The 13663-nt window shown below is 42.6% G+C and carries 14 protein-coding genes and 1 tRNA gene; 1 reads left to right on the top strand and 14 read right to left on the bottom strand.

The annotated features are described in order from the left end of the window. Nucleotides 1–194 precede the first annotated feature (194 nt). The 6 genes from gpmA to HMPREF0868_RS03470 are packed head-to-tail and all read right to left on the bottom strand — an operon-like array spanning nt 195 to nt 6208. Entirely contained in the window at nt 195–944 is a 750-nt protein-coding gene (gene gpmA, locus HMPREF0868_RS03495) for a 2,3-diphosphoglycerate-dependent phosphoglycerate mutase (RefSeq protein WP_012993321.1), read from the bottom strand. Nucleotides 945–997: 53 nt separating this feature from the next. After that, nucleotides 998–1774: an ABC transporter ATP-binding protein gene (locus HMPREF0868_RS03490; RefSeq protein ID WP_012993320.1), complete on the bottom strand. Its 777-nt coding sequence runs from the start codon at nt 1772–1774 to the stop codon at nt 998–1000. Then, the gene (locus HMPREF0868_RS03485; protein WP_012993319.1) at nt 1771–2817 is read right to left on the bottom strand and encodes an ABC transporter ATP-binding protein; all 1047 of its coding nucleotides are present in this window, start codon (nt 2815–2817) and stop codon (nt 1771–1773) included. The genes HMPREF0868_RS03490 and HMPREF0868_RS03485 overlap by 4 nt, the downstream gene beginning before the upstream one ends. Continuing rightward, nucleotides 2810–3640 carry an ABC transporter permease gene (locus HMPREF0868_RS03480; RefSeq protein ID WP_012993318.1) on the bottom strand — a complete coding sequence of 277 codons (831 nt, stop codon included), beginning with the start codon at nt 3638–3640 and terminating at the stop codon, nt 2810–2812. Before HMPREF0868_RS03480 ends, HMPREF0868_RS03485 begins: the two co-directional genes overlap by 8 nt. After that, the gene (locus HMPREF0868_RS03475; protein ID WP_041705674.1) at nt 3633–4592 is read right to left on the bottom strand and encodes an ABC transporter permease; all 960 of its coding nucleotides are present in this window, start codon (nt 4590–4592) and stop codon (nt 3633–3635) included. Before HMPREF0868_RS03475 ends, HMPREF0868_RS03480 begins: the two co-directional genes overlap by 8 nt. A gap of 35 nt (nt 4593–4627) precedes the next feature. After that, entirely contained in the window at nt 4628–6208 is a 1581-nt protein-coding gene (locus tag HMPREF0868_RS03470; RefSeq protein ID WP_012993316.1) for an ABC transporter substrate-binding protein, read from the bottom strand. A gap of 210 nt (nt 6209–6418) precedes the next feature. Between HMPREF0868_RS03470 and HMPREF0868_RS03465 the strand changes: the two genes are divergently transcribed. Continuing rightward, nucleotides 6419–6495, top strand: a tRNA-Val gene (locus HMPREF0868_RS03465). A gap of 212 nt (nt 6496–6707) precedes the next feature. On the opposite strand, the gene HMPREF0868_RS03460 is transcribed toward HMPREF0868_RS03465, so the two are convergent. The 8 genes from HMPREF0868_RS03460 to tsaB all read right to left on the bottom strand — a co-directional run bounded on the left by HMPREF0868_RS03460 (nt 6708) and on the right by tsaB (nt 13663). Continuing rightward, nucleotides 6708–8270, bottom strand: coding sequence for a ClC family H(+)/Cl(-) exchange transporter (locus HMPREF0868_RS03460; protein WP_012993313.1), 1563 nt, complete (start codon nt 8268–8270; stop codon nt 6708–6710). A 75-nt stretch (nt 8271–8345) separates the two neighbouring features. Beyond that, nucleotides 8346–8837: an arsenic metallochaperone ArsD family protein gene (locus HMPREF0868_RS07895; protein WP_012993312.1), complete on the bottom strand. Its 492-nt coding sequence runs from the start codon at nt 8835–8837 to the stop codon at nt 8346–8348. Beyond that, the gene (locus HMPREF0868_RS03450) at nt 8810–9124 is read right to left on the bottom strand and encodes an ArsR/SmtB family transcription factor (RefSeq protein WP_012993311.1); all 315 of its coding nucleotides are present in this window, start codon (nt 9122–9124) and stop codon (nt 8810–8812) included. Before HMPREF0868_RS03450 ends, HMPREF0868_RS07895 begins: the two co-directional genes overlap by 28 nt. Nucleotides 9125–9313: 189 nt before the next feature. Then, on the bottom strand, nt 9314–10048 hold the full coding sequence (locus tag HMPREF0868_RS03445) for a metallophosphoesterase (RefSeq protein WP_012993310.1): 735 nt from the start codon (nt 10046–10048) through the stop codon (nt 9314–9316). A 13-nt stretch (nt 10049–10061) separates the two neighbouring features. Continuing rightward, nucleotides 10062–12014 carry an excinuclease ABC subunit UvrC gene (uvrC, locus tag HMPREF0868_RS03440; protein ID WP_012993309.1) on the bottom strand — a complete coding sequence of 651 codons (1953 nt, stop codon included), beginning with the start codon at nt 12012–12014 and terminating at the stop codon, nt 10062–10064. A 14-nt stretch (nt 12015–12028) separates the two neighbouring features. After that, entirely contained in the window at nt 12029–12292 is a 264-nt protein-coding gene (locus HMPREF0868_RS03435; protein ID WP_012993308.1) for an HPr family phosphocarrier protein, read from the bottom strand. Nucleotides 12293–12366: 74 nt separating this feature from the next. Further along, the gene (locus HMPREF0868_RS03430; protein WP_012993307.1) at nt 12367–12990 is read right to left on the bottom strand and encodes a GNAT family N-acetyltransferase; all 624 of its coding nucleotides are present in this window, start codon (nt 12988–12990) and stop codon (nt 12367–12369) included. Next, nucleotides 12983–13663, bottom strand: coding sequence for a tRNA (adenosine(37)-N6)-threonylcarbamoyltransferase complex dimerization subunit type 1 TsaB (gene tsaB, locus HMPREF0868_RS03425; RefSeq protein WP_012993306.1), 681 nt, complete (start codon nt 13661–13663; stop codon nt 12983–12985). Before tsaB ends, HMPREF0868_RS03430 begins: the two co-directional genes overlap by 8 nt.

Below are 13663 nucleotides of genomic sequence, written 5' to 3'. Positions count from 1 at the left end.
ATAGTAACCATAAATTTGACAATTGTCAAGCTCACATAATATTGGTTAAAGCTATAAAAAGCTCTAAAATGCTCATAAAAAATCGACATGGCCACAAATGACCATGCCGATCAGTTTTTCTCAATTCCGTAGGGCAAGTTTCAAACGACTGCGATTGAATGCTCCATTCGATCTGCAGATCAGCCCTGTGGTAACTATTTAGCCTTGCCTTGATTAGCTACCGAGGCCATTTTGGCTGCTATAGCAGCTTGATCACCTAAATAGTACTTTTTCACAAATTTAAACCCATCATCGAACTCATAAACCAGCGGTACACCCGTAGGAATGTTAACACCGATAATAGAATCATCATCCATGTTTTCAAAATACTTTACCAAAGCACGCAAAGAATTGCCGTGGGCAACAATTACGACTCGCTTACCAGCTAAAATTTGCGGTTTAATTTCTTCATTAAAATAGGGCACTGCACGAGCAATAGTTGTTTCGAGTGATTCTGTCAACGGCAAAACACTTTTATCCGGCTCATCACGATATTGCTCCTGTAAGCGCGGTGAACGTTCATCATTTTCATCCAGCGCCGGAGGAGTAATGTTGAATGACCGACGCCAAATCTTAACTTGTGCTTCACCGAACTTGGCGGCCGTTTCAGCTTTGTTTAGGCCTTGTAGAGCGCCGTAATGACGTTCGTTTAATTTCCATGATTTCACAACCGGCAACCACTCACGATCCATGCTCTCTAAGACATGGTTCAATGTATGAATAGCCCGTTTGAGGTAGGAAGTGTAGCAAATATCAAAGTCATATCCTGCTTCCTTAAGAATTCTGCCACCTTCTATGGCTTCTTCGTGGCCTTTTTGCGACAGATCAACATCTGTCCATCCCGTGAAAAGGTTCAGCTTGTTCCACTCACTCTCGCCATGGCGAATCAATACCAGTTTGTACATACTAGCCTCCTAAAATATTGGTTTAGTTCTCTTTGATTATATCACGAATTGTATCATTGATGAGCCAATCTCGCAGCTGCAAATAAATTTTTAGTGTATGGTTCACGTGGAGAATTAATAATCTTTTCCGTTAAACCCGCCTCGACAATTTTGCCTCCCTGCATAACATAAATATAATCACACAAATAAGTTACCACATTCAAATCATGTGAAATAAACAAATAAGTCAAGTTCATTTCACGTTGCAGCTGCCGCAAAAGGTTAAGGATTTGTGCCTGAATTGAAACATCCAGCGACGAAACTGCCTCGTCACAAATCAGGTATTGAGGCTGCAAGCTCAAGGCCAGACCGATGCAAATGCGCTGTTTTTGTCCACCAGAAAGCTGATGCGGCAGACGTCCCAAAATTGTATTGTTTAATCCTACACAAGTCAGAAGGCGCTCAATTTCTTTTTCACAAAGCTCAGGTTCACGTATGTGACGGGCGTGAACCAAGACCTCATGAAAATGCCACCCTATGGTACGAACCGGATTCAAAGCCGCGTGAGGGTCCTGAGCGACGAGTTGTATTTGACGGTAAAGCAGCTTTTGTTTAGCCTGCCTGCTGCCCTGTACCCGGCAACCGTTAACAAAAACCGTACCTTTATCAGGTTTGGCCAACCCCATTATGATATTGGCCAAAGTGCTTTTGCCACAGCCTGACTCTCCCACCAAACCACAGCTGGTGCCAGCCTCAATTTTTAAGGTTACATCATCGACAGCAACTACGTTACCTCGATTTGGCCGACAAAATGACTTCGTAACATGCAGCACTTCCAGAGCCGGTTTCATGGTTTTCCCCCTTGAATATGACATAAATAACGATGGATATCACCCGAATTATCCGTACTAGGTGCCTGATGATAATGCGGATAAACAGAGGAACAAACAGACTCGGCCACAAGACAGCGATTGACAAAAGGACATAACTGTGTAGCGCGTTCTTCTAGTGGCAGCATCATGCCCGGAATAGTCGGCAAATCAACGTGACGTTTAGCAATAGTCGGAAGTGAAGCCAGCATCGCTTTCGTATATGGATGCAACGGCTTTTGCAAAACGCTAGCAACCATACCATCTTCAACAATAACACCTGAATACATAACATACACTCGTCGGCAAAATTGATTGATCAAGCCTAAGTCGTGTGAAATAAACAAGACCGAAGTGTTATGCTTATGACTTAAGCTGTATAACAGTTGCAGTATCTGAGCTTGAGTAGTTACATCCAAGGCCGTGGTCGGTTCATCGGCCAGTAATAAAGACGGGTTATTAATCAGGGCCAAGGCTATAACCACTCTTTGCCGCATTCCACCAGAAAGTTGAAACGGATAAGCCTGATAAATAGATTCGACATCAGGTAATCCCACTTCCTTCAACATAGCCATGGTACGATTTTTACGCTCAGAACGGCTCATCCGTTCTTTAATATTTTCGGCCACCTGCTTGCCGATCTTATGCAGCGGATTCAGGGCACTTAAAGGATCTTGAAAGATCATGGCCACGTCTTTGCCACGCAGTTTGTTCCACTTTCTCTCATCAGCCGTTGACATTTCCTTACCGTCAATCAGAAGTTTACCGCGTGTTACCTTAGCAGTGTCCGGCAACAATCCGATACAAGCTTTAGCCGTTACAGTTTTACCGCACGAAGATTCACCTACCAAACCAACTATTTCGCCGGCATGAATAGATAAATTCAGATGTCTTACAGCAGGATGTACTCGTCCGTGCAAATAAAAATCTATGCCGAAATCCTCCAGTTTGAGCACTTCATAACTTGGATCATGTTTACAATCTTGATTGCCAAACGTTTTAGCACCAACGGATATATCATTCATACTTATTCACCTGTTGCAAGCCTTCCCCCAGCAGAGTAAACCCAATTATCAGCAAAGATAAATATCCGCTTACCGATAAAATATAGTGTGGGGCGGCAAAAATATTTTGCTGCGCATCACTTAGCATTCTGCCCATACTCGGCAAAGGAGGTTGCAATCCCAGGCCAATATAGCTTAGTCCCGCTTCACTCATGATTGTGGTAGCCAAAGTTAAGCTGAAAGTAACCAGCAACTCATACCTTAAATTAGGCAAAATATGCCACCAAATTATTCTCCAATCACTTAGCCCACGTACCATAGCCGACCGTACAAATTCTGAGCCGCGGTATTTAAAGAATCCACTCCGGCTTATACGAGTAAAACGCGGTATCGCCATCAAACTTAACGCAACAACGGTATTAAGCGTACCTATACCGAAAACTGCCAACAGCATAAGTGCTAACAATACACCAGGGAAAGCCATCTGGACCTCGGTAAACTTACTGATAAAAGTGTCTATTTTCCCTTGATAATAGCCGGAAAAAGCACCCAAAGCTATTCCAATACTACCACCAATTATCAGTGATAAAAAGCTTATCAGTAAAGAAAATCTGGCACCGAAAAAGATACGCACAGCTATGTCTCTTCCTAAATTATCGGTTCCTAACCAATGTTGCCAAGACGGCAACTGGAAGCGTCTGGCAATGTCAATCGCCGTAGGAGAATAGGGCTGATAAACTAGCACCACCACCACGGGAGCAATTAACAATGCAAGTAAAATAATCCCGGCGAATAAGAGGCGATTATGCCTCAGTTTGCGATATGATATGATTAAATCATTCACTCTTCCACCTCATTCGCCGCCTTAATCGCGGATCGATAACAAGATAAAACACATCCACCAAAAAATTCAAACTTACGACCAGAATCGCCAGATATAAAACAAGGCCCTGAATTAAAGGCAAATCTCGGCTGTTTACGGCAATTGCAATCATACTGCCAATTCCCGGCAAAGCAAAAACATTTTCAATAATTATGCTTCCGCCCAGTAAATCGGCAATTACCATACCCAAAATAGTAACCAACGGAATCAGCGCATTTCTAAATTTATGTCTCAGGAGGATCTTAAACAGGCTCAAACCTTTACTACGAGCTGTCAGAACATAGGGCTTATCGCCTTCTTTGACCAAACCGCCGGTTAAATAGCGAACCAAAATCGCTCCCATACTAAAAGAAAGTGCCAAGGCCGGTAAAATCAGGTAAGGTAACTTTTCCAACCACGAGACATCATTACCGGGATAGCCCAAAGCCGGAAAAATTTTCAATTTAACACAAAAAATAATAATTAAAAAAATTCCCATACAAAATGACGGGACTGCAATGCCTATCTGTGATAAAGCAAAAAAAGGCACCGAAAACTTACGTTTACGATAGTAAGCTAGCAAAACCCCTAAAGGCAATCCCCAAATTAACGATAAGAGAATTGCCAAAGCGGCCAAGCCGGCCGTAGTTTTCCAAGCCTCATTAATAATTTTGGTTACAGGTTGTTTAAACCGATAGGACTCACCTAAGTCCCCTTGCAGGACTTGCCCCATCCATTTGGCAAAACGCTCGACTCCCGGTTTTCCCCAATCTATATCGCGGTGAATTTTTTCGATTTGCGCTGGATCCGCATCTATACCCAATATGGCCGTGGCCGGGTCCCCGGGGATAATCTGAAAGACGGCAAAAGTTAGCAAGGCTACCAAAAACACACTCAAAATAAAGTTTGCCAATCGTTTTATCAGAAAATTCATCATTACACCCGAGGACAGCCTATTAGTTTATCAACTTATTTACCAGCATAAGATATAGCAGCCAAATCAAGGAAACTGACCGGATAAAATTTATAGCCTTGAATGTCCTTACGCACAGCCATCACAATATTCGGATCGCATATGAATACACTGCCGGCCTCTTTGGCCAAAATTTCTTGACACTCACGGTACATCTCCACTCTCTTTTCGTTATCCGATTCGGTAGATGCTCTATCAATCAGTTCATCAAATTCTTTATTCCTGAACTTGGTGAAATTGCGCTTATATGATGTAGAAAAACGGCCAAGAACATCTGCTGGGTCAAGCTTGCCAGTAAGAGAAATAACCGTTGCTTCATAGTTGGCTTTTGAATTAACCTCTTCCAACCAAGTCGCCCACTCGACCGGAATAATTTTAGCCTTAATACCGACTGCGCTAAGTTGTTCCGCTATAATCTGTGCCGCATCCATGTGCATTGTATAGTTGGAAGGCACTTTAATATTTAATGTAAATCCGTTCAACAAACCGGCTTTCTGTAACAAGTCCTTAGCTTTTTCCGGATCATAAGGATAATAAGCATCCAATCTTTCGTTATAGTATTCTTTCATTACAGGACTGAAATTGCTGTGCAGCTCGGTCGCAAAGCCAGAAAACACTCCATCGATTACCGCTTTTTTATCAATAGCATAGTTTATTGCCTGTCTGACCTCAAGTTTATTCAATGGTGTAACTGAATTATTCAAGCCCAGTAATTGAACCATATTACTAGGTGACTTCATGATATTAAAATCTTTATTCAGTACATCTAAAGAGTTAAACGACATCAAACGAGCCAAATCAAGTTGACCGGATTGTAAAGCGGAAATTACTGTCGCTTGATCATGGATGACATGGATTTCCACCTTGGGGATCTTAGCCGCCCTGGTCTGATCAAAATAAGCCTCATTTTTGGCCAAGACTATTTTTTGCCCAGGGGTATATGAAACAAACTTATAAGGACCAGTGCCGATAGGGTGTTCCGCCTGCTTATCATAGCCCTTAGGCAAAATCATGCCCATTGCAGCAAGAGCGGGAAATTGAGCGGACGGTTTTTTTAAAGTTATGGCCACTTCATAGTCATTAATTGCTTTAACAGCAGCTATTTGTGAATAACGTACGGCCACTGCTTTATTCCCATCCAAGCCGGCTAAATGTTGATAAGTATACACAACATCTTCAGCGGTTAAATCATGATCATTATGAAATTTGACACCTTTATTCAATTGAAAAGTATACGTTAAACGGTCATCGCTGAGGTTCCATGATTGGGCAAGTCCCGGCAAAATTTTGGCATCGGTATCATAACGCAATAAACCCTCAAAAACATTTTGCATTACGGCTGAGGTATCGGAAGCTGCTGATTTCCATGGATCAAGGCTGTCAGGTTCCGATATCATATTGGTTCGTAATATATCAGTTTCAGACTTAGTCCTCGCAACATTTTGCACCGTAGATTTAGATTCACCTGCCGGCGTATTTTCACTCATGCCACACCCAGTTGACGCAAGTAACGCAACAACGGTCATTGCCGTTATCGTCAGCGAACTCAAAACTCTTCTACCCATCTTTTTACCCATAAACACCTCCATGTTTGCCGGTAAATTCGTTTGTTTCACAGTGAATAAAATTACTAATAATAAGCTCATTTAGCGCTAAAGCCTTAGTCGATAAATGAGCCCCATTGCAGTCTATAATAACACATTTCATTGATAATACAACCGATGCAATCAAGTTTTTACATCTCATTTGACAAATCTGCCAAATTAGGCTAAAATGTTCAAGCACTCGGGTGGTTAGCTCAGCTGGTTAGAGTACTTGCTTGACATGCAAGGGGTCGATGGTTCGAGTCCATTACTACCCACCAAAAAGGTCTTGAATTTTCAAGGCCTTTTTTATATTTTCCCAAACATATTTTCCAAACATTATTCTGAATTCCCTGCCCACCATTCGCAGCTACTTGGCATTAATTATTCTTCTACTTACATAGGCAAAAAATAACGGTATCAAATATTGAACATTCGCCATTTGACACCGTTTATCAAAAAACTTTTCCAAGGAACAACCAAGCAACTATGCTTATATTTCACATCGACTGTGCAGCCAATCGATAATCTCCACTTGCTTTTTCTTGGCCAACATAACCACCAAATAATCTCCACCATGTACTACCGAATTCCCGCGTGGGATAAGCTCTTTACCACCACGTTTTATAGCCACGATCAGGATATCGTTCGGGCACCCCAAATCCGCTATTTCGGCTCCATCAAAAGCTGATCCATGCTGCACGGCAAACTCCATTAAGATACCGTCATCATACTCGTTCTTTGCGGCAATGACTGCCTTTTCTGATTTATTATGCAAAATCATATCGAGCAAAGTTTCATAAATAGGCTCAGCCCCGGTCCATTCCATCAAAAGATATACACCTACGGCAACCAAGACCAACGGCAAGAAATATTCAAAACTGCCGCTCATCTCACAGATGAGCAGAATTCCCGTAACCGGTGCTCTTACGATTCCCGCGAAATGTCCGGCCATTGAAATCATAACCACAAACAAAATATATTTGGCGTCAAGCACACCAACCTGATGCAAAACTGTTCCCAAAATATTACCGGTTAACGCTCCCAGAACCAGTAACGGGAAAAATATTCCTCCGGGCAGGCCAGAACAGAAAGCAATCGCCAAGAGAAAAAGTTTAACGGCATAAAGTATTATCAGCTCCGTCAAAGTTTGGGAACCGTGTATGGGCAGTGCAATAAATTCTTGCCCAGCACCAAAAAATTGACCGTCAAGCAAAATCACCGCCAACGTACAAATAAAAGGCAACGCAATTTTGACCGCCAAAGGCACCGGCAATCGCGCATAAAGTTTCTTACCGCCAATAATTACTCGGATAAAAATATGTGCGCTTACGGCAAGAATCACCGCCAATAAGACAATTATCCAATATTGATTAAATGGCAAAGGAACGATTTCAGCGAAAGCCAGCTCGGGCTTACTTCCCAGAATCTTTTTGGTAATAAAATCGGCAACGACTGATCCTGCCATAGCCGAAACCAACGCCAAAGAAGAAAAATTATGATGCACTTCTTCCAAAGCAAAGACCACGCCTGATAAAGGAGCAGCAAACGCCGCCGTCATACCAGAAGCAGCCCCGGCTGATATCAAATATTTCTGTTCAGAAATCGGGCGGTGGAGCAGCTTGGCAATTATCGCGCCACAGCTGGCTCCAATCTGCACCGACGGTCCTTCTCTGCCCAAAGTTAGACCGCTTCCCAAAGCAAGTAGCCCACCGCCGATCTTAGCCAGCATAACTTTAAGCCAACTAAATTTAAGTCTTCCACCTAAACTTCCGGCTACCTGCGGTATTCCCGAACCGGAAATCATCGGTTGACGTTTGACAAACCAAGTACAAATAGCTGTCAGGACCAATACAGTCGGAATGAGACTCAAGCCCCAAAGCCAATTGTGTCTTGCCAAAGCGTAATAAACTCGAACAAGCTTTTGAATCTGTCCAATAGCTAAACGAAAACAAACAATGACCGTCCCGGCAAGCAAACCTACCAACAGCCCTGCAGCTGCCACATGTAATTTGTTGCGATGCCGAGCAGCCAACTCACTTGTGTAACTGTTCATGCATAAACGTCCTAATCTTTAATTATGGTTGGAAGGTCGACGACAAAGACGTAGCGTATATTCCGTGATCTAAAACTAATCATAATCAGACAAATCAGAATCGGTTTGGTCGGAATCAAAGTCGGAGTAGTGGTCGGGGTCAGATACTGATCCGCAACCCGAACACCCGGAACAGCTTCCTGCGCCGCAACCGCCACGTTCAGCTTCCATCATCATTTTAAACCAGAGTTCAACATCTTCAGCCGGATAAGTATCAGGCAAAATATCAGACGACAGACTGAATATTTCAGCCAACTCAGTCCCCGACGGATATCGGCCCTTGGTCAACATCTTCCCGTCAATCAGCGTAACCGGAAAGCCAGCATCTCCGTCTGTTTCAAGAATTTTGCCAATAGTTTCATTTCCCAAAAACGCTGTTGGATTTTGCAAAAAATTGTACCTGTAAACCTCAACACCGTTTAATCGCAACGTTACCACAGCCTTTTGAATTCGATACTGCTCTGCCACCTCGCCTTTTGAAGCAAAATTCAGATCGGAGCTCATTTCGAACAATTCAAGTCTTTGCATTGTTCACCATCCACCTTGACAATTTGGCTAAGAAAATCAATCAAATGGTTAATTGTCTTGCGGTTAAGGCAATAATAAACATTACGCCCTACTTTTTTTGTGTCAACCAAATTCGCACTGCTGAGGATCTTCATATGGTAACTCAAAGTCGGCTGGGTTATATTGAATTCATCCAGTATTTCGTTAGTGTACATGCTACGCAGCTTTAACATCTGTAAAATTTTGATGCGCGTAACATCATTCAACGCTTTATATGCCACAACTTGTTCCTGCAAAATTTTCTTCATCTTAATCACCTCGTATCATTTTTGTACCTACTTGCTAATTCTACAACAATTCTTTAATTAATGTTATTAAAATAGAGTAAATTTTTAAAAAATTCATTTTCATTAGCAAAATGCTGTTTCAAACAACCATAAATCAGTTTAATGTCCGTTAACCAAGGAATTTTTAGCCCTTTTTAGCGATAGATAGCATTAAATCGTTCTTTCCAACAATCTTACGGGAGCCGGCTGCATAGACAAATAATCTGCCGCTACATTTTGATAAAAAACATCACCGCACAATCCATGGTAAGCCTCCTTAAGCCCACGCGCATGTAGGTGTCCGTATAAGCATAGTGGAATTCCGTACGCCTGCAATAATCGCGTGAAAACTGTGTCTCTGCTTCCCTGCAACAAAGGTGGATAGTGCATGGCGCAAATTAGCTTCGTACCAGGTGTCCAAGCCGCGTTCATTGCATCCAGAGCTAGTTTAAGTCTCCCCTCTTCGCGCAGTAAAATTTTTTGATCCGCCGCCGTGAAACTTGCGGTTTTTGGCAATGACCAGCCACGGGTTCCAAACAACAGTACCCGTTCATCTTCAACTGTCAGTTCACATACATCGCTGCGAAAAAAATGTAAAGAATCAAGACCAGCTTCAATTTTAAACTCGTTTAATTTTTTAAGCGTCGACCACCAATAGTCATGATTGCCGCGGCTGATATATTTTTGCCCCGGTAATTCGTGTAAAAATTGCAAATCTGCTCTCGCCTCGGCCAAATTCATCCCCCAAGAAATATCTCCCGGCATAATAACAATGTCATCTCGGCCAACGGATGAAAGCCAGTTTTGAGCGAGCCTTTCAGCATGGTTATGCCACTGCGGACCAAAAACGTCCATAGGTTTCTCAACCGTAAAGCTCAAATGTGAATCTGCTAAAGCCCAAATCATTCTCTGCTCCAAACTAATCAGGAAGGCAGCCATCCTGATGAAAAAATGCAAAAATTTTATGTGCAACGTCCGTAGGTAAGCCAGTCTTAGCAACCAGTTCCGAAACAGGAGCGGCAGCGATATCTTTAAGCGAGCCAAATTTGTCCAAAAGCAAGGCGCGTCGCTTGGGTCCTATACCGGGAACTGCTTCCAACTTATAACGCAGTTGTCTGTCCCTGCTTCTATTCCGATTGGCTCGTATGGCACGCCGATGCGTTTCATCCTGAATTTCAGTCAAAAGTTTAAGCAAAACAGCTTGCCTATATTCTTTGTCAGCTTCGTGGTAATCACCGGACACCGACGGCAGGACACCTGCATGTGTAGTCTTAACCGATTTGGCAAGTTCCAAGACTTGTCCTTCTGGCAAAACTAGCCCACGGGTACGATGCCGATCATCTTTGACCATACCGGCCACCTTTATTTTAGATTTTACCTCAGCTAACACTCCCTGTACAGTATGAACGTGCCCCAATCCTCCATCCACCAGAATAAGCTGCGGCTCCGCGCCAAAATTCGAATCATCGAAATGTTTTATTCGTCGTCTTAAAGTTTCTGCCATCGCTGCATAGTCATCAATTTCCGTCTGATAAGAAAGATTAAAATCGCGATAAGCCTTTTTGTTCGCCAACCCGTTTTCAAACACCGTCATTGCACAAACTATATCCTGACTGCCATTATTAGAAACATCGTATGCCTCAATACGTTTAAGCTGTCCTTTCAATCCGCATAATTCCGCTAAATACTGCCAAGCTGTTTCAGTCTGAATCTTCCGTTTGTTTTCGACGGCAGCGTGATGATTGATAACTTTTTCGGCAGTCATCTCCGCCATTTGCCACAGCTCGTATTTATGCCCCTTTTTGGGTAAACAAAGTTGAATTTCTCTTCCGGCTGCGCTAAAAAGCCAACGCTTAAAGTTATCCCACTCGACAGAATCGACGTTAATATAAGGCGGTAAAACAATCATTTCCGTTTCGCCAGTATTATTTAAATAATCTTGCAAAATAAAATCAAACAATAAAGTTTGACCGCGGTCCTCGCCCATGCCAACCGGCTGCGGATCTTGTAGGAAAAATGTACCCGTTCCAGTGATTTTGCCAAATCTCACTTGTAATTTTTGGATACATATTTCGCCGCCCTCTCTTGCCGTTGCGTAGACATCCATGCTTTTTTGCCCACTTACCGTAACTCTTTGGGCCCGAGCAATTAATGCTTTCAGGCCAGATAAGCGATCACGCAATACAGCTGCCCGTTCAAAATCAAGGTTATCCGCCGCCTCTTTCATGCTTTTTTCAATTTCCGCCAATAGTTTCGGATATTTGCCTTCTAAATAATCAGCCACTTGCCGGACTACCGCACGATATTGGGTAGCGGAAACCGAACCTAAACAAGGTCCGATACAACGTTTAATATGATAGTTGAGGCAAGGACGCTCTTTACCTATATCACGTGGGAAAGTACGGTTGCAGGTTTTTAGTGGGAAAAGTGCATGTATCGCTGCCAAAGCGCGGTTCAAGTCACCATTTAAATACGGTCCATAATATTTTGCCCCACGTTTAATATCATTGCCTATACGATATGCCTTATATATTCTTGGATAAGGTTCCTGCCAGCTTATACACAAATAAGGATAGTCGTGATTGTCTTTTAGTAAAACATTATAAAATGGTTGATATTTTTTTATTAAATTGCTTTCGAGTAAAAGAGCTTCTAGCTCATTTGCACAAATAATGAAATCAAAATCGCGAATATGGGAAATCATCGTCAGAACCTTTAAGGTTCCCTGCGGATTAGCGCCAAAATATGAGCGCAAGCGACGTCTAAGATTAATCGCTTTCCCGATATAAATAATTTGCCCCGTTGCATCTTTCATCAAATAAACGCCGGGGCATTCCGGAACTAAATCTAATCTAGGGTCAAAGGATGGCAAAGTACATCAATCCGTCAATTGAAATTAGGTTGTGACAAATAGGCGGTTAACTCTTTGATCGCTTCTTCTTCATCGTAACCCTCTGCTGTGAGCTTAAGTTCCACTCCGTTCTCGATGCCAAGTGACATCACTCCCAAAAGGCTCTTAGCGTTGGCACGCCGATCGCCGCGGTAAATATTGATTCTTGACGTATAGTGTGATGCTTTCTGGATAAATACCGCAATAGCCTTCATATGGATTTCATCTTGACAGCTGAACACAACTTTGTCCGACTTCATAATGTTTTCCTCCCCAAGATACACCGTCTAATTGATTATATCGAAAAATGCTTGCTATTGTCAATTTTATCCGCCTATTCGTGCGGAAAAATGCACTTGTCCATTAAAACAGCCGCTTCATGTGTATCATGATAATAATTAGGTCGTCGCCCAACCTCCTCAAAGCCTACTGCACGGTAAACGGCAAGGGCTGGGGCGTTATTTTCCCGTACTTCCAAAGTAATTTTTGAGCAAAAATTATTAAACGTATAATTTGCTTCAGATTGTGAACTTGACCGGGTGCTTGTCTGTAAACTTATAGATGAAGTATCCGATTTACCCGGCAATATTTCGCACCATTGTCCGCAAAAATCGGCCAAAATGACTTTGCCTGAACCACAACCTCGCAGCTCGGGATGAATACCGAAGCGATGTAACTGCACCTCATCAACTACTTGCCAATAAATTACGTAGCCGATAGGAACTATTTTTTCTCCTGAAGTTGATGCATAAAAAATCTGTGCAAAACTGTATGGCAAATCGAGCATCGCTGCCAGTTCGTTTTTAGGCCAAAAATCACTGAAGCATAAACACTCCAGTTCAGCCAGTTGGTTTAAAGATTCATCATAATTCAAGGATTTTTTTAGGTTTGAACTTTCAGGGCCGCCGTTCGATCGCCATAAACATGAACGCCCATTCAGTAAAACACTATTAAACATTTGCCAGTCGCTCCGCTTGAGATGGAACTAAATACAAAGGTAACAGCTGATTTGGATCACCCTTCTCACCCTGCTTAAGCATTGATGCGGCAATCTCGGCTACAGCTCCGGCATGAATGGTCGCTGCAAAATTGGCGACCTGAACATTATCAGGTAAAGAAGCAAGAAGTTCCGGCCAAGCATTATCAATAAGCAAATTAATTTTTTTTGTTCCATTTTTACGGCTGAGATCGTTAAGCCACGCTGAAGCATCCACAGCAACCGGTTCAGTTATTCTCTGCCCTGACAAATAAGCAGCCGCGAAAATTCTCCCGTTTCGAGCGTTTAGAGCCGTCGCTAAAATTTCATCGCGGAAATATGGCGCATAATTAACCGCGATAGCCGTCAATGAATCAACTGGCATGACTGGCTTTTTTAAGGCTGAAGCTATCATTTTCATACCTGCTACGCCAATTCGTATACCGGTAAATGAGCCAGGACCAATTACACAAGCAAAAGCATCTATATCGGACAGTTTTACCCTGGTCAAGCTCAACAATTGTTCCAAAGTTGGGAAAAAGGTCTCTGAATGCGTCAAATCAAGTGACAAATTAATCTCGCCGATAACCTTACCGTCAAGCCACAAAGCCGTTGAAGCGTCAGAAGTAGCCGTATTTCCTGATAAAATATACAT

It is taken from the genome of Mageeibacillus indolicus UPII9-5, assembly GCF_000025225.2.
Classification (GTDB): domain Bacteria; phylum Bacillota; class Clostridia; order Saccharofermentanales; family Fastidiosipilaceae; genus Mageeibacillus; species Mageeibacillus indolicus.
Note: the sequence above shows the minus strand (reverse complement) of the source record. Positions and strands in the feature narration are given on the sequence as shown.

Bases quoted from the DNA above. Each gene is read 5' to 3' on its own strand.
- gpmA (WP_012993321.1), bottom strand. From the start codon at position 944: ATGTACAAACTGGTATTGATTCGCCATGGCGAGAGTGAGTGGAACAAG.
- HMPREF0868_RS03490 (WP_012993320.1), bottom strand. From the start codon at position 1,774: ATGAAACCGGCTCTGGAAGTGCTGCATGTTACGAAGTCATTTTGTCGG.
- HMPREF0868_RS03485 (WP_012993319.1), bottom strand. From the start codon at position 2,817: ATGAATGATATATCCGTTGGTGCTAAAACGTTTGGCAATCAAGATTGT.
- HMPREF0868_RS03475 (WP_041705674.1), bottom strand. From the start codon at position 4,592: ATGAATTTTCTGATAAAACGATTGGCAAACTTTATTTTGAGTGTGTTT.
- HMPREF0868_RS03470 (WP_012993316.1), bottom strand. From the start codon at position 6,208: ATGGGTAAAAAGATGGGTAGAAGAGTTTTGAGTTCGCTGACGATAACG.
- HMPREF0868_RS03460 (WP_012993313.1), bottom strand. From the start codon at position 8,270: ATGAACAGTTACACAAGTGAGTTGGCTGCTCGGCATCGCAACAAATTA.
- HMPREF0868_RS07895 (WP_012993312.1), bottom strand. From the start codon at position 8,837: ATGCAAAGACTTGAATTGTTCGAAATGAGCTCCGATCTGAATTTTGCT.
- HMPREF0868_RS03450 (WP_012993311.1), bottom strand. From the start codon at position 9,124: ATGAAGAAAATTTTGCAGGAACAAGTTGTGGCATATAAAGCGTTGAAT.
- HMPREF0868_RS03445 (WP_012993310.1), bottom strand. From the start codon at position 10,048: ATGATTTGGGCTTTAGCAGATTCACATTTGAGCTTTACGGTTGAGAAA.
- HMPREF0868_RS03435 (WP_012993308.1), bottom strand. From the start codon at position 12,292: ATGAAGTCGGACAAAGTTGTGTTCAGCTGTCAAGATGAAATCCATATG.
- HMPREF0868_RS03430 (WP_012993307.1), bottom strand. From the start codon at position 12,990: ATGTTTAATAGTGTTTTACTGAATGGGCGTTCATGTTTATGGCGATCG.
- tsaB (WP_012993306.1), bottom strand. From the start codon at position 13,663: ATGTATATTTTATCAGGAAATACGGCTACTTCTGACGCTTCAACGGCT.